Source organism: Amycolatopsis sp. NPDC005961 (genome assembly GCF_040629235.1).
Taxonomy (GTDB): domain Bacteria; phylum Actinomycetota; class Actinomycetes; order Mycobacteriales; family Pseudonocardiaceae; genus Amycolatopsis; species Amycolatopsis camponoti.
Genome location: NZ_JBEXVF010000024.1, coordinates 48868 through 68064, shown reverse-complemented (window position 1 = coordinate 68064; position 19197 = coordinate 48868). Strand labels below are relative to the sequence as shown.

Sequence of the window (19197 nt, the reverse complement as noted above, 5' to 3'; positions counted from 1 at the left end):
GCGGTGACTAGTGGGGTGGGCGTATCAGCGAGGGCGTGCGATCGGTACCCGGGTCCGGCCCGGGTAGGTCGTCGGGCGCCGAGGCGTCCACGATCAACCGGGTCCGGCGGGTGCTGGCGATCAAACCGTTCCGGCGCCTCTGGGGCGTCACGTACCTGTGCAGCGTGGCCGACTGGCTGAACATCCTCGCCCTGACCGGCCTGGCCACGAAGCTGACGAACAACTACTTCGCGCAGAACTTCGCCTTCGTCGGCGTCGTGCTGACCGGCCTGGCGCCGGGACTGTTGTTCGCCCCGGTCGGCGGGCTGCTCGCGGACCGGTTCGACCGCCGCAAGGTCATGGTGGTCGCCGACCTGCTGCGCTGCGGGTTCCTGCTGTCCATCGCCTTCGTCAGCGCGCCGTGGTGGCTGCTCGTCGGCAACTTCCTCGTCGGCAGCGCGGCGAGCATGTGGATCCCCTCGAAAGAGGCCGCGGTCCCCAACCTGCTCCGCCGCCCCGACCAGGTGGAGACGGCCAACCAGCTCGGCATGGTGATGACCTACGGCCTCGCCGTCATCACCGCGGCCGGTGCGAACGCGATCATCACCGGCGTCAACACGACCTTCCACCTCTTCCCCGGCGAGAGCGCGAGCCTCAGCATCGCGAAGCTCGTCGTCATCATCACCGGCCTGCTCTACCTGGCCAGCGCGATCCTCATCGCCACCCGGATCCCCGAGCTTTCGCTGCGCAACGTCCACGAGCTGCCGGAACAGAAGGTCAAGCCGGCCGACGAGGAGAAGACCGGCATCGGCACGATGATCGCCGACGGCTTCCGGTTCATCCGCAGCACGCCGCTCGTGCGCGGGCTGCTGGTCGGCGCGTTCGGCGCGTTCGCCGCGGGCGGCGCCGTCATCGGCTCGGCCAAGCCGTACTCCTCGAGCCTGCTGGCCGGCGACTCGGCGTTCAGCCTCCTGGTGCTGGCCATCTTCCTCGGTCTCGCGTCCGGGATGGCCTTCGCGCCCAAGCTCTCCCGCCGGCTCCCGCACGACCGGTTGTTCGGCGTCTCCATCATCGCGGCCGGGCTCTCGCTCGCGCTGGTGGCGTTGTCGCCGCACCTGTCGATCTCGCTCGTCACCGTGGTACTGGTCGGTTTCTGGGCCGGGACGGCGTTCCTCACCGGTGTCACGATCATCGGCTCGCGGGTCGAAGACGCCATCCGCGGCCGGATCAACGCGATCTACCAGCTGATGATGAAGCTGGTCCTGTTCGGCACCACGGTCACCGTCCCGGTCCTGGTCGGCGTGGTGGCGCCGCACACCATCAACGTCTGGGGCAGCCCGGTCACGATCGACGGCACCCGGCCGATCATGCTCGCCGGCGCCGCGATCGCGCTGGTCGCCGGGCTCTTCGCCTACCGGCAGATGGACGACAAGCGCACCGAGCCGATCCTGTCGGACCTGCGCAACGCGCTGCGCCGGACGCCGAGGCGCGTCAACGGCTTCCTCATCGCCGTCGAAGGCACCACCGCGATCAACACGGCGATCCAGGCCGTCAACCTGGCCGACTGGATGCGCGGCGGCACCCGTCCCGTCGTGGTCGCCGCCGATCCGGCCCTCGACGACAAGCGGCTCACGGCGCTCGTCGCCGGCGCTTCGTTGACCGGGGCGCGGGCCCAGGCGCTGGCCGCCGCCGCGGTCCGGGCCGACATCGTCGAGCGGCACGTGCAGCCGGCGCTCGACGCCGGTTCGGTCGTGGTGATGGAGCGGTTCGTCGACTCGCCGCTGGCGCACCTCTCGGCCGTCGCCGGGCTGGACAGCGACGAGCTCGAAGGCCTCGCCGACTGGGCGACCGGGCGGTTGCGGCCGGACCTGACCGTCCTGCTGGACTCCGCACCGCCTGGCGCGCCGCGCGACCGCGCGACCACGATGAACGACCAGTGGCGCGTCCAGCACCTGCTCACCGAGATGGCCGCGGCCGACCCGGAACGGTACGTCGTGATCGACGCCGACGGCTCGGACACCGAGGTCGCCGAGCGCATCCGCACCGCGCTGCGTGCCGTGTTCGTCGGCCGCCTGTCCGCGCTGGCCCCGGCGGCCGACGCGCCGACCAGCGGAAACCCGGCGACCACCGACGCCCCGGCGACGGACCGGCCGTCGATCCTGCCGCTGGACCTCGACGACCCCCTGCCCATCGAGACGCCGGAAGAGCCTCGCGTGGAGGCGAAGTGACGACGACCGAACGCATCGGTGTCTGGAACCAGCTGGTCGGCCAGGAGCCCGCGGTCGAAACGCTGGCCTCGGCCGCGGCGGCCGCCGCGAAGATCGTCGCCGGCGAGCCCGCGCCGCCCGGCGCGATGACGCACGCGTGGCTGCTCACCGGCCCGCCCGGGTCCGGCCGGTCGGTGGCCGCGCGAACGTTCGCCGCCGCTCTGCAGTGCAGCACCGGCACCGGCTGCGATGCCTGCCCGGGCTGCCACACGACGATGGCGGGCACCCACGCCGACGTCCGGCTCGTGGTGCCGGAGGGCCTGTCCATCTCGGTCGCCGAGATGCGCGCGCTGGTGCAGGCGGCCGCCCGCCGGCCGACGACCGGCCACTGGCAGGTCGTGATCATCGAAGACGCCGACAGGCTCACCGAAGGCGCGTCGAACGCTCTGCTGAAGGCCGTCGAGGAGCCGCCGGAGCGCACGGTCTTCCTGCTCTGCGCGCCGTCCGACCACCCCGACGACGTCTCGGTGACGATCCGTTCGCGCTGCCGCCTGGTGACGCTGCGGACGCCGCCGCCGGAAGCGATCGCGGACGTCCTGATGCGCCGCGACCACGTCGACCCGGAGCGCGCGCAGTGGGCCGCCGCCGTCTGCGGCGGCCACGTCGGCCGCGCGCGCCGGCTCGCCACGGACGAGGCCGCGCGGCAGCGGCGGGCGACGGTGCTGCGGATCCCGACGGGCCTGCGTCGGCCCAGTGACGTCTTCACGTGCGCCGACCAGCTGATCAGCGCGGCGGAGGCCGACGCCGGAGAGGCGAGCAAGGGCCGCGACGAAGACGAGCGCAACGAGCTCCGGACGGCGATGGGCGGTGACGGCATCGGCAAGGGCGTCGCCGGGGCCAAGCGAGCCGCCGAAGCGGCGGTCAAGCAGCTCGAGAAGAAGCAGAAGTCCCGCGCGACGCGCACCCAGCGCGACACGCTCGACCTGGCCCTGATCGACCTGGCCGGCTTCTACCGCGACGTCCTGGTGACGACAACCCGCTCCGGCGCGACGCTCAACCACCCGGACCACGCCGACCAGATCGCCGAAGCGGCTTCGGCGTGGACACCGGAATCGACGCTCCGCCGCCTCGAAGCGGTACTGGAATGCCGGGACGCGATCGACCTGAACGTGAAGCCCCGCATCGCCGTCGAGGCGATGGTCACGACGCTTCGCCAAGGCTGAACGCGAAGGAACCCACCAGAAAGCTTCCTGGTGGGTTCCCTCACCGCCCCCCGGGGGCTGCCTCAGGTCACTCGCGCGGACGCGGTGACGGCTTGAACGGTTTCTCCTCGACCGCCACGGCCAGCGGACGACGTCGCGTCCCCGGCATCGCGGCCACCATCACCACGCCGAGCAGCAGCATCGCGGTGCCCGACCAGAACAGCGGCACCGTGTCGTACGCGCCGCCGGTGTAGGCGAGGTTCTTCACCGGTCCCTTCGGTGCCTGGCCGCCCGCGGGTGGCGTCGTCGCGGTCCCGCAGACCACGCCGCCGGTCGGCGCGTAGGCCCGCGCCACCTGCTCGCCGAGCGACAGCTGGGCCAGCGACGACGGCAGGTTCTTCGCCTGGTCGGCGGGCAGCAGGCTCTTGAGCTTGGTCGTGGGCAGCAGCTGCAGGTCGAACAGCCGCGCCGACGCACCCAGCTGGAAGCCCTTGAACGGCGTGGTCATCTGCGCGGACTTCTGGTCCAGCCCGGCGATGCTCAACCGCAGGACACCGAGGTCCAGCACGGTCCCCGCCGTGTTGCCGACCTGCTGGATGCCCTTGGTGAGGGTCGAAACCAGGCCACCGACCACCGGGATGTCGTTCAGCTGCCCGAACTGGTCGCTCAGCCCGGTCAGCGGCAGCCCGATCGGGATGTCCTTGGTCGGGTGCGCCGCGTCCAGCGTGTACAGCGTCTTGCCGGCCGCCTCGATGGTCAGCACCGGCGCGGTGTAGTCCACTTTGGACGTCTTCGCGTCGCCGGTGGAGGTCACCTTCAGCGTCGGCTGGCTGGCCACCTTGATGCTCAGTGCCAGCGGCGTCCCCTTGAGGATCTCGATGTCCGCGGCCTGCAGCGTCGACGTCGACTGCACGGCCTTGTTCTTCGAGCCCGGGACGTCGACCAGCTTCACCTGCGAACGCGACGAGAGCGTGTTCGGCAGGCTCAGCAGCGAGCCGGTGCCGTTCGCCGCGGTCTGGCCGCCGCCCTGCAGCAGCCCGCCGAGGCTCTGCAGGCCCTTGGTCAGGTCGAAGCCCTTCGCGAGCGTGCTCGGGTCCAGGGCGAGCTTGTCGAGGCCCAGGTTCGGCATCGACGGGATGACGTTCAGCAGCGACAGGCTCGCCACCGACGTGCTCGCGTCGGCGATGGTGTCGACGCACGGACCGAGCGTCGGGCTCCACCGAGCGTGCGCGCTCCCGTTGAGCAGACCGACGTTCAGCAGCGGGTTCGGCGGCGCGTTCAGCCCGCCGCTGATCGGCTGCGGGTTGTCGGGCAACGCCGTCTGCACGACGCTGCCGGGCGTCTGCGGCGCGTTCCCGCCCACGGACAGCCCGAACGGCGAGGCCTGCGCGATCGACTTCTCGTAGCTCAGGTAGGCGTCGGAGTTCGCCGACGCGTTCGAGAGGCCCATCCCGGCTTCGAGCGCCGACTGCTTCGGCAGGGTGTCCCCGAACCCGGGCAGGATCGTCTTCGTCGGCACGGCGTTGGGCAGCAACCGGATGATGCCGAGCGCGGTCCCCGCATCCCCGACGGCCTGCCCCAGCGGCTGCGGCCCGATCGGCGCCGAGATCGGCGCCTGCCCCGGATTCGCCGGCTGCGGGATCGGCGTCGTCGGATAGGTCGGATCGGCATTCGCCGGCGCCGCGCTGAACAGGAGCAACGCCGCGGCCGCCGGCAGGGCCACCGAACGGGGCAGTCTTCGCCGCATGTGCCAGAGCCTCCAGATAGGTCGATCGGGGGATGAGACCGACGTCATAGGCCCTAACGACAGTCCCCCCGGAAAGTGACGCGCACAGCCTCCGCTACACTTGGGCCCGTCGCCAGCGCGAGCCGGAGACATGCCGCCTTAGCTCAGTCGGCCAGAGCGATTCACTCGTAATGAATAGGTCAGGGGTTCGATTCCCCTAGGCGGCTCCGCAGGTCAGGCCCCATCCGAGAGTTCTCGGGTGGGGCCTGACTGGTCTGGTGGGTGACTAAGTGGGTGACTAAGACGCCTGGTCGGTGGGAGAAGAAACTTCCGCAGGTTCACCCGTCACGGGGAAGCTGGCTCATCGCGGTCGCGTCTAAAGCGGGTGCGCGTCCGATGCAGCGCCTTCGAGCGTGCTGCTGCTAGCTCCTCAACTCACCGTCCGCGACGAGTCCGTGCGGGGTCCAGAGCAATCGAGGGGTTCCCGCCAAACTCGGGGTTACTTGCCCATGCGGTGGTTGCCACCCCGAACGCCCCACGATGACCGCGATAAGCAAGCCGATCAGACCAATGGCTGGCACGTGGCCAGGTGGGGTCTGGGCATCGCCCCAGCAGTATCGCCACTCCCGCTCGGCAAGCCAGTCTGTCTGGCCGGGGTTGTAGGTGACACGACGGTCGCGCATTGCTATCGGCAGGTAGTTGGTTACGCGTTGTTCGTCATCGCTCATGTACCAGACGGGGCGAAACCCGATTTCGATAGCCTTCTCTCGCCCAAGCACTACCGCCCAGGGCTCGTAAGGACCGCGGTTGGTGACTCCGGTGCTGAACAACGCCGTCAGTCCTGCTGACGTGACCTCGGAGGCACAGGCCACCCGGCCGACACTGCCGAAGGTCGGGAACCCGAGGATGTAGCCCAAGTTCATGATGTAGGCCAATCGGGCCTCAGGTGCAACCGGGACGCCGTCTGGTGGCGGATAGCCACCCCGTGGTCGGCCAGTGAAGTGCACCAAGTAAGGCGGAAGATCCGGATGCGTGCCGACGCCGTAATGCTGAGTCACGTCTGCCATCTCCTCGTCTCGACTGCTGTAGGGCAACCGAGCCCATGAGGTAAAGATCGCGGTGACCCACGAAAAGGTTTCCAAGCTGTGGCCAGGGGCGACGACGAGGGCGGACCGCCCGTCAGTTTGGCGAGGTCCGCCCTCGTCTTTCGGGCGGTTAAGACACCTGTTCGGCGGGTGGGAAAAGCGTCGTGCGTTCTCCCGTCGCCGGGAAAAGCCGGTCCATCGCGACCGCGCCCGACTCGACCACCGGCCTGATCTGCTTCCGGTAGACCAGCTCCGTCACGGCGGTGCTGCTGTGCCCAACCAACCGCGAGATCTCCTCGATCGGCATCCCACCGTCCGAGAGGATCGAAACGAAGCTGTGCCGCAGCTCCCGGGGCGTCCACTGCGTCGGCTTGAGCCCGGCAGCCTTGATCACCCGGCGGAAGTCCCGCCGGACATTGTTGACGTCCCGCTCGGTGCCGACGTTGGTCGCGAAGACCAGGCCCTGTTCGCGCCAGTCGTCGCCCGCGACGGCCTTCACAGCCTTCTGCGCCACCCGGTGGTCCTCCAGCGCCCTCACGGCCCGCTCAGGCAGCGCCAGCGTGCGCCGGGACTTCCGCGTCTTCGTCTCGCCCTTGGCTCGGACCGAACGCCACACCTTGACGTTCGGCGGGATCGCCGGCGATGCGTCCGGCTTGCCGACCAGATCCACGTGATCCCACGTCAGCGGCCGCATCTCCTCGGTTCGTGCGCCGGTCAGCAGCGACACCACGATGTAGGCGCGCATCGGCGACGATTCCGCCGCGGTGAGCACGGCTTCGGCCTGCGCGAGCGTGAGCGCCTTCGAGGGCCGGCCGGTCCCCTTGCCGGCGGGCAGCTCCTCGCACAACAACACCACATTGTGCCGAACCCGCTTGCGCACCTGGGCGCGGTTGATCGCCCTCCGGAGGATGGAGCGCAGATTGCGCAGGGTCGAGGTGACCAGCACTTCCGCCTTCTCCGCTAGCCACTCCTCTACGTCGTCCACGTCGAGCTTCACCAGCGGTCGGGCGCCGATAGCCGGGATGATGTGGTTGTTCGCCAGCGACCGGACAGCCTTGACCGTGTTCGGGTCCCGCTCGCCCCGCCCGTAGCTGTCCAGCCAGTCGTTCACCGCCTGCGCGACCGTGTAACCCGCCGACGCGTTGACCGCGCCCTCTTCGACGTCGCTGAGCAGTTCCTTGAGCTTCGTCTTGGCTTCCGTCTTCGTCTTGCCGCGTGCCTTCCGCACGATGCGCTTACCGTTCGGCCGAAAACCAACGGTGACCTCTGCGGTCCAGCGCTGGCGCGACTCATCCCAGTAGAGCCCGCCGTCCCCACGACTACGCCGCGTGGCCATAGCCGGTCACCTCCGCTTCACTGATGAGAAGATCCACGTACTGCTGAATGGCTTTTGCCGGAATGAGCCGTGCCCGGCCCTGCTTCACGGACCCGAGGCGTCCGGCGCGCAACTGCTCGTAGATCACCGAACGGCTCATGGACAGCAGGCGCTTGGCTTCGTCGACCGTGTACAGATGCCGCGCGGGTACCGCGGCCGGCGTGATGGTGGCGTCCATCGGGTGTGTCCCCTCGGGTCGTGCTGCAGGTCGGTCGAGGCGATGAACACGTGTGGTCCTTTCGGCAGGTGTCACTCGGGTGTCACTCCGGTTTGGCCTGGTCAGGCGATGTGGAGTGACGGAGTGACAGGTGTGACAGGGGCGGAGTGGTCGCGGGTGTCACCCCGCGCCGGCGCTGTGACAGCTGGCGAAGCTGTCACTCGGGGTGTCACTCGGAATCGGGCTGGTCAGCGGCCTGGGGTGACACCGGTGACAGGTGTGACAGGGGCGGTGTGGTGCCGGTGTCACTCGCGCCCGGCGCGCTGTAGATGCCGTCCACGGTGCGGGCGAGCTGGCCGGCGTCGCCCATGCGCTTGCAGGTCTGGCGGATGGTGCCCGGGTTGGCGTCGAGTGCATCGGCGATCGCCTTCGGGGTGAGCGGCCCGTGGTCGCGGAGCAGGCGCAGGATCTGCGCGCGGGTGTCGCCAACCAGGTGATCGGCGGCCGGCCCGTCGAGCTTCGTCCACCGGCCGGCGGTCGCGTCGAACGACATCGCGTAGTCGGACTCTTCGACGTCGCGGCCGGTCACATGCAGCACCCCGTCGGCCTGCCCACGGCCGCGCTCGAGTACGAGCGTCGCGTCGACCGCGCCGGTGAGGCCGTTGGTGCCGGAGACCAGGTTCTGCCAGTCCTCCGCGCCCTGCTTGCGGACGTGGTGAATCAGCAGGAACGGGACGCTGTAGTGGTCGGCCAGCTGCTTGAAGCGGCCGGCCGCGGCGTAGTCGCCGGCGTAGGCGGACATGCCCGAGGCGTCGGAGCCGCGCATCTTCTCGTAGGTGTCGATGATGACCAGCCGGGCGTGCGGGTTCTCCTCCAGCCACTCGACCAGAACGGCGTCTCCGCCGTTGGTCATGGTGGGGCAGGCGGTTTCGAGGGTGAGCAGCGGCGCGGCCCGTCCGCCGGCGGCGAGCATCTGCCGCCGGCGGCGCTGCAACCGCCGGCCGGTGTCTTCCAGCGCGCAGTACAGGACCGGGCCGCGCTCCACCTCGATCGAGCCCAACACCTGATCACCGTTCGCGATATCGGCCCCGAGCCCGAGCGACAGCCACGACTTGCCCAGCTTCGGCGCACCGGCCAGCAGGTTCAGCCCTTCCGCCAGCAGACCGGGCACGGCCCACTTCGGCGGCGGGAACTCTTCTCGCATCAGCTCAGCATCGGTCCACCGGGTGCGGCGGGCGGGCAGTGTCGGCACGGCGGCTAGCGGCCGGGGCGTGGTCATGGTTCGGACCTCCGAGATAGTGCGGGTGGTTAGGCGATCCGGCGGGGACGGTTCGCGCCGGCGCGCAGACCGGACGTGATCGCGTTGTGGGCCTCGCGGGCGGTGAAGTGCCGTGTGCCGATGTGCCGTCCGGCCGCGGTCATCAGTGCCGCGCGCACCTCGTCTTCGGTGAGCGCTCCGCCAGCCACCAGCTGCCCGAGCGCCACGGCCGCGGCGTAGAGCGTGGCGTTGCGGTTGTCCTTGGCGTCGGCGACCTTCCCGGCTTCAGCCCGAATCGCGACGTCGAGGTAGCGGGAGCGCCTACTACCGGCGGGACGGATGGGCACCACCGGCGCGGCCGGCAGCGGTGCCGGAGTGAGCCGTTCGACCAGCCACGCCGGCAGCTCCGCCACTGGCCCGTCCCAGACGAACTCGTAGCGGCCTGCGTCGGTGACCGTGCCGGGGCCGACGACGTAGCCGCCCCACGCGCGGGTGTCGACCTTCCAGCCGAGCCCGTTCCCGCGCTCCCCGCTGGTGTTGCGCAGCACCACGCCAGCCGGCACCCGGTAGTACAGGTGCAGCCCGCCGGACGGCGTCCGGACGGTGAGCGTGTCGCCGGGCAGCTCGCGGCCGGCCTCGTTGGCGACGACGGCGAGTACGTCCTCACCGCTGTGCACGCCGGCCGCAGCCCACCGGTCGGGGATCTCCTCGCCAGGCTTGAGCGTGTCGAGGTCCAGCACGCACAGCCCGGACGGGCCGGCCGCCACGCCGATGCCGTACGGGGCGTGCGTCCACGCGGCGCGGATCTTGTCCGGATCGGTGGTGGCGCGCTGCTCCGGAGTGCGGTGCCCACCGGCGCACCGGCCCATGCCGGGACACCGGTCCTCCGGGTGCCCGGCGGGGCGCTTGGTGCCGGGCCGCAGCGGGAAGACGTGCCAGCCGCGGGCAGCGGCGTCGAGCGCGGCGTCCACTGTGGTCGTGTTGTTCATCGGGGCACCTCCGGGGGGAAGCGGGCCAAGACGGCGGTGGCGTCGGCGAGGATGTCGGCGTGGTCGAACGCGATGGCGTCGCGGTTGCGGGCCAGCCACGAAAGCGGCATCCACACGGCGACGGCGGCGTCGTCGCCGGCGGTGGGCTTGACCGGTCGGCGGACGACGGTGAAGAACGCGACGGTGATGTAGCGGCCGCGGGGGTCGCGGTCGGGCCGGTCGTAGATGCCGAGCTGGCGGAGGTCGGTGGCGCGAAGTCCGGTCTCTTCGGTCAGCTCGCGCGCGGCGGCGGCGCGGAAGGTCTCGCCGGGGTCGACGTGCCCGCCGGGCAAGGCCCAGCGGCCGGCGAAGGGGTCCCAGCGGCGCTGGATCATGAGGACGTTCCAGACGTCGTTGCGGCGGGCGAACGCGAGCACGTCCGCGGTGAGCCGGGCCGTTTCGAGGGCGTCGTGGGTGTGTTCCATCGCGGGTGAACCTTTCGGTTAGTGACTGTGTGTGGCTGTTTTGGACAGAGTCGGCCGGCGCGGCGTCCCGGGAGGGAGGCGCGTCACGGGGTGTTCAGGTAGCGATTTCGGGCCGTGATCAGGGGTTCGCGCGGGTGGCTCCCTCGCCTCCCTGGTCAGCGTCGGCGCTGGTCAACTGGGGGAGGCAAGTCCGGGGAGGCGGTAAGGGAGAACTCCCCGGATCTCGCGGCCTCCCCTACTCGGCTCCCTGCGGTTCGTCGTCGTCGAACTCGCCGTCGTCGTCACGCTCCGCGATAGCATCGCGGACGCGGGCGGCGGAGACCTGCATGTGCCCGCCGGTCTTGTACGGCTTGGCCGACTCCGGCAGCGCGCCGGCGAGGTCGGCGAAACCCCACTCGCCGTAGGTGCCGCGGTCGCGTTCGGTCAGCCGCTGCAGCACTTCCTGGGTTCGCATCCGCGCTTCGGTGCCGAGCACGCCGGCGATGTTCGCGAGGTGGTCGACCGGTCCGGCCGGGGCCGGCGCGTCCGGGCCGGCGGGCAGCGCCGTCTGCTCGCGCAGCACCATCGCGCGCTTGGTTACGGCGTGCGCGTCCTTCGGCGAGACGTAGAACGACCGGAGCAGGCCCGGCTTGGCGGTGAAGCCTCGCGCCATGCAGGTGCCGACGTCGCCGGGGCCCTCGTCGGTCTTCGGCGTGAGGCCCACCGCGGAGATGCCGGCCTTGTAGGACCCGGTGCCGAGAACGGCGTCGTTGGCCATCTGGTCACCGATGGCAAAGCACGCCTTGTTGCTGGCCACCGACGTGATCTTGCGCGGGAGAGCGTCCTTCGACGGCTCCGGCGTGAGGAAGATCAGCGTGATGGCGTACTTGCGCGCGGTGCTCATCAGCTTGGACGCGACCTCGATCGCCTTCTTACCGTCCTTGCCCATGAACAGGTTCTGGCACTCGTCGATCACCACGACACGCGGGCGGAGCCGTCCGTCCTTTTCGGCCAGTGCCCGGGTCACCGCGCGGTCGGTGGCGTGCTCCTTGAGCGCCTTACCACGCACGGAAAGGTCGTCGTACAGCTCGTAGAGCAGGTTCAGGCACGCGTCCACGGTCTCGTCACCGGCACCGGTCGTGAGCGTCCGCAACCGCGGCTTCATCGGGTCGTAGTCGGTGTTCTCCGCCATGACCACGACGTCGATGTCCACCACCGGGTCCAGCATCGCGCCCAACACCAGGTCGATCGCCAACGTGGACTTGCCCGAACCCATCATGCCGCCCAGGGCGTAGTTCGCCTCGAACAGCCGGCCGCGCACCACATCGCCCTTGAGCGTCACGCCCACCGGGACGCCGGTGAAGTAGTCCGCGACGACGTTGTCCAGGTCCGTGAGCAGCGGCCACGGGTCGACCGGCTCAGACAGCACACCCGGCTTGGCGACCCACAGGTCCAAAACGGACGGTTGCGGCTCAGTCGGCCACACCTCCCGCGGGAAGCGGACCAGGTTGTGCGCCAACGTGGTCTTGCGCTTGACGATCTCCTCCACCGGGCACGCCGGCGGCAGCGCCACCTGCGCACGCCACCCCTTGCCATCCACGTGCGGCGGGGTGATGAACTTGATCCGCCACCCCTCCTTGACCGCGCGGTTGAACCCCGGGATGTTCAGGTTCTTCAACGCGTTCAGGATCGTGTTCTCGTCCGGCAGCTCGTCCATCGTGTCGCCATCGACGGGCGGGGTGAGCCACTGCGGGACCTCGCCGTGAGTGCGGCCCTGCTGGTAGAGGTAGCCGGCGCCCACGACGGTGCCGGCGACCAGCAGCAGCACCCCGTAGCTGGTCAGGAACCACACCACGAACGCGACCGCGTCGAACACGCCAGTGATGGGCGTGAGGATCTCGCCGATCTCGCCGTCGTTGATCGCCAGGATGATGCCCAGGACCAGCAGAAACCCTGTCACACCAACGGAACCGATGAACGCGGCCTTGATCCACTGGCCAGGGGCCTTGAGCCAATCCATGGTCCGGTCGTGGCGACGCTGCTTCTCGGCAACGTCGCGGGCCTCCCATTCGAGGATCTTGTCGTGGTCGCCGGCCGCTTCCGCGGCGCGCATCATGCGCTCGTAGCGGTTCGCGCCGTGAGTGTCGCGCCACCGGGTCACCACGACCTTGACGCCGGCCGCGGGGTAGGCGACGCCGTGCCGGAACGCGGTCTTGGTGCGCTCGTGCTTGACCACGTTGCGGGTGGCGCGGGCGACGGTCACGACGTCGTGGCCGTAGCCGCGGTAGCGTGCGATCGCCCGCGCCTTCTGGGAGGTGAGGCGCTGGTACTCCTCATCGGTGACGATCTCGCCCTCGATCACCTCGCCCTGCTCCGGGACGGGCAGGCGGTGGACGGTGGCCAGCTCGCCGGCGGCCGGGGTCTGCTCGGTGTGCTCGTTCATCAGGTCCTCCGGCTCACTTGCGGTTCGGGTTGGCGTGTTCGTCGCGCAGCTGGCGGGCGTACTTCGGCGCGCAGTGCAGCGTCTTGCGGATCGACTCCGCCGACTTCGGGTTGATCGCCACGTCGGGGTTGTCGATCGCGGCGGTGAACGCGACGCGCAGGTCCTCGATCGAGCGCGTCTTCGGTGCCCGCGGCGGACGGGGCTTGCGGGTCGATTTCGGCTGGTCCGCCGGGCGATCGAGGGTCAGGATCGGGGTATCGGAGATCGGGCCGTCATCGGCTCGGCTCGCCTGGTCCTGCTCGGCGAAGAACGCGGCGATCTCGTCGTCGAGCACGTCGGCGGTGTGGCTGTCGAGGTCGACCACGGCAGCCAGCCGGCGACCGTCGAGGGTGTAGCGGCCCGGGGTGAACACCAGCCGCGCCGTCCCGTCCGCGGCCAGCTCCGCCACCGCCGTACGCACCGCGGCCCGGCGGACCCGAGCGACCTTGCGCAGCGCCTGCCGCTCGATCCGGGCCGCGGCCCGCTCCGCCGGCGACCGCGGCGGCGAGGCCACGGCGAGCTGATGCGCGATGACCCCGGCAACGGACACGATGCCCATCACCACCGCGGCGTCCCACCCGCGGCCCAGGCCGTGCACGACGTTCAGGCCGAACCCGACGCCGGCGAACACCCACGTCCCGACCTGCAGCGCCCACACCGGCCGGTTCGGGTGACGGTGCCGGGTGACCTCCACGGCGAGCGCGAACGCCCACATGCCCAGCTCCGACAGCGCCGGCAGCGCCGCGCCGGTCGCGTCCCCGTAGGTGGCCAGGCCGTAGCCGGCCATCGCCGGAACTGCCATGCCCGCGGAGACCAGGGCGAGCAGGTAGATCGGCAGCCGCACCCGGTTCGTCGACAGCCACCCGGCGACGCGGGCCAGCGCGGCGGCCCGGCGAGCCCGGCTGGCCTCGCGCTGCTTGTCGGCCAGCTTCACCGCGGCCGCGGCGTCGGCGCGGCGCAGCTCCGCGCGGGCGGACTGCTCGCGCAACTTCCGATCGGTCGCGGCGGCCGCGTCCTGGCGGCGCTGCTCCGCAGTGGCCGCGTGGTTGGCGCGGCGCTCTTCGGCCCACGTGCTCATCGGGTCACCTCCCGGCTCTGGTGTTCGGTCGTCTCGTCGTCGGCGGCCGGCGTCGCCGGCAGCTGCTTGCGCTCCGCGGTGCCGGCGCGCAGCCGGGCCTGCTCGCGGTGGTCGCGCACCTCGTGCACCGCCCACCCGACCGCGACCACCGCGGACACCAGGGCGAACCACGGGGTGAACACCACGGCCAGGACCAGCGGCCCGAAGACGCCGGCCAGCTCGCCGAAGTGCCACACCGCCCACTCCATGGCCTGCTCCAGGCGGGTCCGCTGCTCACGAGCCACGTTCATCGGGGCACCTCCTGCCCGGTCGGGAAACCTGCGGGGAAGAACTGGTTGACGCGTCGGCGCGGCGGCCGGGACGCCTGCCGCGTGGCGGCCCGGTCGAGCCGGACCAGCACGCCGGCTAACACGCGTTCGGCGATGACCAGCGGGATGCGCATTAGGTGCAGGACCAGGAACAGGCACACGGTGCCGGCGAACCGGAGCAGCGCGAGGGTTCCGCGTTCCTGCAACACCTCGAACGTGTTCACCGGGACCTCTCCTTTGCCTCGCGCCGCGCCTTCTCGGCTGCTTCCTGGCCGGCCTGTACGGCGTCGTGCCAGGCACCGGAGTCGCTCATCGGGCACCTCCGATGCCGTCCAGCTCGGCCAGGGCCAGCAACCGCAGCTGTGCGGAGACGTCGAGGTAGACGCGGGCGCGGTCTCGCTTGGCCGCGGCCGGGACGGTGTCGTTGGCCAGCAAAAACGCGGCGTTGGACATCAGCGACATGCCGAGCTCGTGCAGGCGGCCGCAGAGCTCGCGGGAGATCAGGCGGTTCAGCTCGGCCGGGGTGTAGGTGAAAGCGACCTCGCGGACCGGGGTGGTGGTGTCTACCATCTGGTGTTCCTCCGTGCGGTTTCGTGACTGGGCGGTGGAACCCGGCGCGGTCGGCACGTTCTTGCCGGAAGGGGCCGCCGCGTCGGGGCTGAAAATCAGGCGAGCAGCCATCACGCGGCCTCGCCGTCGAACGTCCAGGCGGCCGGCAGCGTCCACAGCGCCTTGCGAGCGGCGCGGCGACGTGCCCGGCTCGCCCGGCGCTGGTCGTTGAAGTCGTGCCGGATGGCCCGCTCCGCGGCGTGCTCGTCGGCGGCCAGCTCGCCGTAGACGTCCTGCAACAGCGCGTCGATCGACGCTTCGGTCAGTCCGTCCGGGTAGACGGCCTCGCCAGCGAACTCGTCGGTGGCCGAGACGGCGGCGTCGATGCGGCGGCGGTTGACGTTGGTGTCCATTGCGAAGTCCTCTCGAAGAAACGTGCTGGTCGGTGAGGTGTCAGAGCGAGCTGAAGAACGTGGTCAGGCTGTGCACGACGTGGCGGACGTGGTCGGCCGCCTCCAGCGGCGAGGACACGACGAACGTCAGCGCCGCGGCCACCACGACCAAGCCGATGAGCTTCCGACCGACACCAGAACCGGTCTTCAGGACCGGGAGTCCCTGCTGCTTCCGTGCCATCGCTGCCTCCTTGTGCGGTGGTGAACCTTGCGGTTCGGCCGGAGTGATCCGGACCACCAAGAAGCTAACAGTTGAATGGTTAGCAGGTCAACTGTTAGGCGTGAGATTGGACAAAAGTGGGTCATGACCTGCGAGAACATGGCAACCAACTGATAGGTTCTGGTACGGTGACCGTTCAGTTGAAGCGATGGGCTACCCGCCCGGCGAGGAGTAGGCATGTCGCGCCCGAGGTCGCCTGTGGCCAGGTCTGAGCCACTCGCGCAGCAGATCGCCCGGAACGTCGAGAACGACATCGAAGCTGGCCGGCTACGGCACGGTCAGCGGCTGCCGTCGTCTCGTGAGCTGGCGCAAGAGTGGGACGTGAGCGTCTTCACGATCAACGAAGCGATGGACCTGCTCGCCAAGAAGGGGCTAGTGGTGAGCAAGCCGAGAGCGGCCCGCACGGTGAACGCGCCAGATCAGGAGATTCGCGGGGAGGTTCGGCCCGTGGCTCCGCAAGTGGTCATGATCGGCGGCTACGCCGGCAGTGGAAAGACGGAGCTGGGGCGCATTCTGGCGCGCGAGACCGGCTGGCCAATGCTTGACAAGGACACCCTGACTCGGTTCGTGGTTGAAGCGGCGCTTGAGATGCAGGGCCTGTCGAGGAATGACCGCGAGTCCGAGACATACCTAACCAAGATCAGGCCGGCCGAGTACGACTCGCTGCTTGAGGCAATGACCGAGAACCTGCAATGCGGGAACAATTCGATCGTTACTGCGCCGTTTGTTCGCGAGTTCGCCGATGAGGGTTGGATTCGACAGCGGGAGTTGCTGTGCCGCAACCTTGGTGCCCAGTTGACGATCGTCTGGGTTTACTGTGATGCGGATACGATGCACACGTACGTGCGCCATCGCAACGCGCCGCGCGACGCCACGAAACTTGCCAATTGGGAGACGTACATGGAGGGCGTAGATGTCGACTTCCGCCCTCCGGTTCCTCACCTCGTGATTGACAATTCGGTTTCCGGGGGAGTCATGGCTGAGCAGGCGCGTCAGCTCATCGATCAGCTCACGTCGAATAGCAAAGGGAAGTAATGGCTGCTGCGGCGGTGAAGATTCTCGTTAGTGACGAGGCGGACGATGTTGTCGGCCATAGCATCCTTGGCGACCTTCAGGGTGTCGAAATTATGCCGTACGACCCGAACGTCGCGGAGCTAACTTCGAGCCAATCGGACGCTGCAGTCCTGTTGCCGCCGTACCGCGGTAGCCACCGCCCTATCCGGCTACTCGGCCAACTTCGCTCTCTTCGGATGGTGCAACTCCTGTCTGCTGGGGCCGACGAATGGTCAGGGGATGTGCCCGGCAGGGTAACCCTGGCAACTGCTCGGGGCGCGCACGCCGGCCCCGTAGCTGAATGGGTCTTATCGGCGATTCTGACGCAGTTTCGTCAGTGGCCTGCGCTCGTCCGTTTTCAGGATCAAGGCGTTTGGGCGCATCGCAAATACGAGGCGGACACCTTGGCAGGCAAGCGTGCGCTCATTGTCGGTGTCGGTGCAATCGGCAGCGAGGTCGCGCGACGGCTTGAAGTGTTCGGGGTAGATTCCACGCTCGTTGCGTCCCGTCGCCGAGATGGCGTCTTCGGAGCGGATGTGTTGCCCGAAATCGTGTCGGGTCACGCCATCGTGGTTATAACGGCTCCGCTAACCGAGAAGACGCGAGGGCTGGTCGGCCCGCGTTTCTTGAAGCTGATGGACGACTCCGCACTCTTGGTCAATGCAGGCCGTGGTCAGATCGTCGACACGGATGCGTTGCTCGTCGAATTGGCCTCAGGACGCTTGCGTGCGGCGCTTGACGTGACCGATCCGGAGCCCCTTCCAAGCGGTCATCCCCTGTGGGCGCAGCATGGCGTGGTGATCAGTCCTCACTCCGCCCGAACCGTTCCCGGGACCAACCGGCTGTGCTATGAAGTCGCTGCGCAGCAGGTCGCCGCGTATCTAAGGGGGGAGCAGCCGTCCAACGCCGTTCAGCTTGGCTAATTACCGCATGAGCCGTTGAGAATCGTTCTAATATCTGGTCTTCGTTGGAGATTTTGAGTGGTCGCAAGCTGCAATACCATAGAGCTTGCGAGCGTCGCGGCAGCCTTTTCCGGGCAACCCTGTGCGGTTCTGGGTGCCTAAGTGTGCTTTACGCATTGCCGTTAAGTCGCTCGACTATGTCAGAGGCTGGCATCCAAGCGTTCGCTCGCCCACTCTTGGTCTTAATCAGCAATCCGGCGTCCTCAAGTCCCATTAAGTCTTTTCGTGCTGTTTCAGGTGATGCTCGATGACTATGGGAATGTGACTGGACAGTGTACATTTGCGCCTTGTTTTCTACAGCATTTTGCAGAAGTGCGAGTTGGCGATGATTAAAGTGCTTGTTCATTGCCGTGATCGAACGAGCAATCTCGCGAACTTCGTCCATTTTTCTCGCGAGGTGCTCGTGCAGGGCCTTGATTGAGCGCTCTATTACGCCAAGCTGATAGATGTAGAAATACGTCAGGTCGTTTCTGTCATGCTCTGTGAGCAGGTAACTTCGACCGTATTTAGAGGGCGCCTTCTTGAGAATTCGGGAAACTGTAAGGTATTCAGTAAGCCAGTAACCCTGATTGAGCATAGACCAATAAAAGAGGGTCCTTGCCGTTCTGCCATTTCCATCCTCGAATGGATGAATGTATCCAATCATAAAATGAACTGTTATGGCTCGTAGCACGGGAGGCAGGTAAGCCCCTGTCTCGGCCCCGTTTGCGAAATCGCAGAGTTCTTGAATTCGATCCGGGATCTCTGAGGCTGGCGGCGGTGAGTGCAGCAACTTATTGTACTCGTCGTAGACGGCAATACGGTCTTCCGACTCTAGTTGGAATCTTCCGGCGGCATCAGGGTTTTCCAGTGTGCCTTCGGTGACAATTCGGTGGATCTCGCGTATGAGGTCTACTGTTAATTTCTCGTCTCTGTAATCGCCGATCTGCCGCATTGCAAGGTAATTATTGTAGATCATTTTTTCGCTGCGATCGCGCGGGCTTCGACCGCTTCGAAGCATCTCTTTTGCGACGCGATGTTCGGTAGAGGCGCCTTCCAGTTGGCTAGAGGTGATCGCCTCTTCAATTAGCGAGCTTACGAGGTATCGGTCTCGCGTTTCATGATTTGTCACTTGCTCGCTAATGGTGATTTGTCCGCGCGCGTTGGTGTTAATGTAGTCGATGGACTTAAGGATTCCATCTGGCAGTGCGTATGTGAACTTCCCGCCCGCCATATCGTGAAGAGAGGTCTCTCGTTGGATCGATTCGCGCCACACGCGCGTTACGAGCCACCACTCTTCGTGGGTTAGCCCTTCCGGGGGCGTCTTGTAGCGCATCTTGTCCCATGGAAGGTACGAGCGCTCAGCATCATTCCGATGTTTCATGAGTAGCTCAACCATTCGCTGGCTATTGCCGGAAGCGAACAGTTCGCCGATGTCCGGCGGAGGCATAGGCGTCTTCATGGCCACGGTCCGATGCGTAGTTGACGTGGAGCCTCTTGAACTCCAACTCCTAGGAAGGCTAGCAGTTGGAGTTCGTCGAGGGGTGCTGTTGATCGTTTAGGGGTGTGGCAACGCAGCTGTGGCTGGGGCTGCAGCCCTGGCTTGGCTCCGTTGCTCTGTGTCGCCCTGGCTCTGATCAGGTCTGGTTCTGTCCTGTTTTTGTCCGGTCGAACTCCCAGCGAACTCCTAGTT

Annotated in this window: 19 protein-coding genes and 1 tRNA gene; 5 read left to right on the top strand and 15 right to left on the bottom strand. The window is 68.0% G+C overall.

What is annotated here, in order from left to right; translation table 11 throughout:
* Positions 1-35 precede the first annotated feature (35 nt).
* Together ABZ342_RS22600 and ABZ342_RS22595 are read left to right on the top strand one after the other, a co-directional pair.
* Complete coding sequence (locus tag ABZ342_RS22600; RefSeq protein WP_360476177.1) at positions 36-2207, top strand: dTMP kinase; 2172 nt, start codon at positions 36-38, stop codon at positions 2205-2207.
* Positions 2204-3409, top strand: coding sequence for a DNA polymerase III subunit delta' (locus ABZ342_RS22595; protein WP_155547800.1), 1206 nt, complete (start codon positions 2204-2206; stop codon positions 3407-3409). The genes ABZ342_RS22600 and ABZ342_RS22595 overlap by 4 nt, the downstream gene beginning before the upstream one ends.
* Positions 3410-3476: 67 nt before the next feature.
* On the opposite strand, the gene ABZ342_RS22590 is transcribed toward ABZ342_RS22595, so the two are convergent.
* Positions 3477-5135: a hypothetical protein gene (locus ABZ342_RS22590; protein WP_196425762.1), complete on the bottom strand. Its 1659-nt coding sequence runs from the start codon at positions 5133-5135 to the stop codon at positions 3477-3479.
* A gap of 132 nt (positions 5136-5267) precedes the next feature.
* Between ABZ342_RS22590 and ABZ342_RS22585 the strand changes: the two genes are divergently transcribed.
* A tRNA-Thr gene (locus ABZ342_RS22585) sits at positions 5268-5341 on the top strand.
* A gap of 195 nt (positions 5342-5536) precedes the next feature.
* Here the strand turns inward: ABZ342_RS22585 and ABZ342_RS22580 are convergent.
* The 13 genes from ABZ342_RS22580 to ABZ342_RS22520 form a co-directional block, all read right to left on the bottom strand.
* Positions 5537-6172, bottom strand: coding sequence for a hypothetical protein (locus tag ABZ342_RS22580; RefSeq protein ID WP_360476173.1), 636 nt, complete (start codon positions 6170-6172; stop codon positions 5537-5539).
* A 157-nt stretch (positions 6173-6329) separates the two neighbouring features.
* Entirely contained in the window at positions 6330-7535 is a 1206-nt protein-coding gene (locus ABZ342_RS22575; protein WP_360476170.1) for a site-specific integrase, read from the bottom strand.
* Positions 7519-7752, bottom strand: coding sequence for a helix-turn-helix domain-containing protein (locus tag ABZ342_RS22570; RefSeq protein WP_285477145.1), 234 nt, complete (start codon positions 7750-7752; stop codon positions 7519-7521). The genes ABZ342_RS22575 and ABZ342_RS22570 overlap by 17 nt, the downstream gene beginning before the upstream one ends.
* A gap of 208 nt (positions 7753-7960) precedes the next feature.
* A complete protein-coding gene (locus ABZ342_RS22565) occupies positions 7961-9010 on the bottom strand; it encodes an AAA family ATPase (protein ID WP_360476166.1) in 1050 nt (349 codons plus the stop codon).
* A gap of 29 nt (positions 9011-9039) precedes the next feature.
* Positions 9040-9978 carry a bifunctional DNA primase/polymerase gene (locus ABZ342_RS22560; protein ID WP_360476163.1) on the bottom strand — a complete coding sequence of 313 codons (939 nt, stop codon included), beginning with the start codon at positions 9976-9978 and terminating at the stop codon, positions 9040-9042.
* Positions 9975-10442 (bottom strand): NUDIX hydrolase, encoded by a 468-nt coding sequence (locus tag ABZ342_RS22555; protein WP_360476160.1) that lies wholly within the window; start codon positions 10440-10442, stop codon positions 9975-9977. The genes ABZ342_RS22560 and ABZ342_RS22555 overlap by 4 nt, the downstream gene beginning before the upstream one ends.
* A gap of 235 nt (positions 10443-10677) precedes the next feature.
* Positions 10678-12864, bottom strand: coding sequence for a zonular occludens toxin domain-containing protein (locus ABZ342_RS22550; RefSeq protein ID WP_360476157.1), 2187 nt, complete (start codon positions 12862-12864; stop codon positions 10678-10680).
* A gap of 13 nt (positions 12865-12877) precedes the next feature.
* A complete protein-coding gene (locus ABZ342_RS22545) occupies positions 12878-13981 on the bottom strand; it encodes a hypothetical protein (RefSeq protein ID WP_360476154.1) in 1104 nt (367 codons plus the stop codon).
* Positions 13978-14271, bottom strand: a complete 294-nt coding sequence (locus ABZ342_RS22540; RefSeq protein ID WP_360476151.1) for a hypothetical protein — start codon at positions 14269-14271, stop codon at positions 13978-13980. Before ABZ342_RS22540 ends, ABZ342_RS22545 begins: the two co-directional genes overlap by 4 nt.
* Positions 14268-14513: a hypothetical protein gene (locus tag ABZ342_RS22535; protein WP_360476148.1), complete on the bottom strand. Its 246-nt coding sequence runs from the start codon at positions 14511-14513 to the stop codon at positions 14268-14270. The genes ABZ342_RS22540 and ABZ342_RS22535 overlap by 4 nt, the downstream gene beginning before the upstream one ends.
* Positions 14514-14598: 85 nt before the next feature.
* Positions 14599-14859, bottom strand: coding sequence for a hypothetical protein (locus ABZ342_RS22530; protein WP_360476145.1), 261 nt, complete (start codon positions 14857-14859; stop codon positions 14599-14601).
* A gap of 110 nt (positions 14860-14969) precedes the next feature.
* Entirely contained in the window at positions 14970-15251 is a 282-nt protein-coding gene (locus ABZ342_RS22525; protein WP_360476142.1) for a hypothetical protein, read from the bottom strand.
* A 40-nt stretch (positions 15252-15291) separates the two neighbouring features.
* Positions 15292-15471: a hypothetical protein gene (locus ABZ342_RS22520; RefSeq protein ID WP_285457738.1), complete on the bottom strand. Its 180-nt coding sequence runs from the start codon at positions 15469-15471 to the stop codon at positions 15292-15294.
* Positions 15472-15687: 216 nt separating this feature from the next.
* Between ABZ342_RS22520 and ABZ342_RS22515 the strand changes: the two genes are divergently transcribed.
* A complete protein-coding gene (locus ABZ342_RS22515; protein ID WP_360476139.1) occupies positions 15688-16545 on the top strand; it encodes a GntR family transcriptional regulator in 858 nt (285 codons plus the stop codon).
* Positions 16545-17486 (top strand): NAD(P)-dependent oxidoreductase, encoded by a 942-nt coding sequence (locus ABZ342_RS22510; RefSeq protein ID WP_360476136.1) that lies wholly within the window; start codon positions 16545-16547, stop codon positions 17484-17486. The genes ABZ342_RS22515 and ABZ342_RS22510 overlap by 1 nt, the downstream gene beginning before the upstream one ends.
* Before the next feature lie 148 nt (positions 17487-17634).
* On the opposite strand, the gene ABZ342_RS22505 is transcribed toward ABZ342_RS22510, so the two are convergent.
* On the bottom strand, positions 17635-18966 hold the full coding sequence (locus ABZ342_RS22505; RefSeq protein WP_360476310.1) for a Fic family protein: 1332 nt from the start codon (positions 18964-18966) through the stop codon (positions 17635-17637).
* Positions 18967-19197 lie beyond the last annotated feature (231 nt).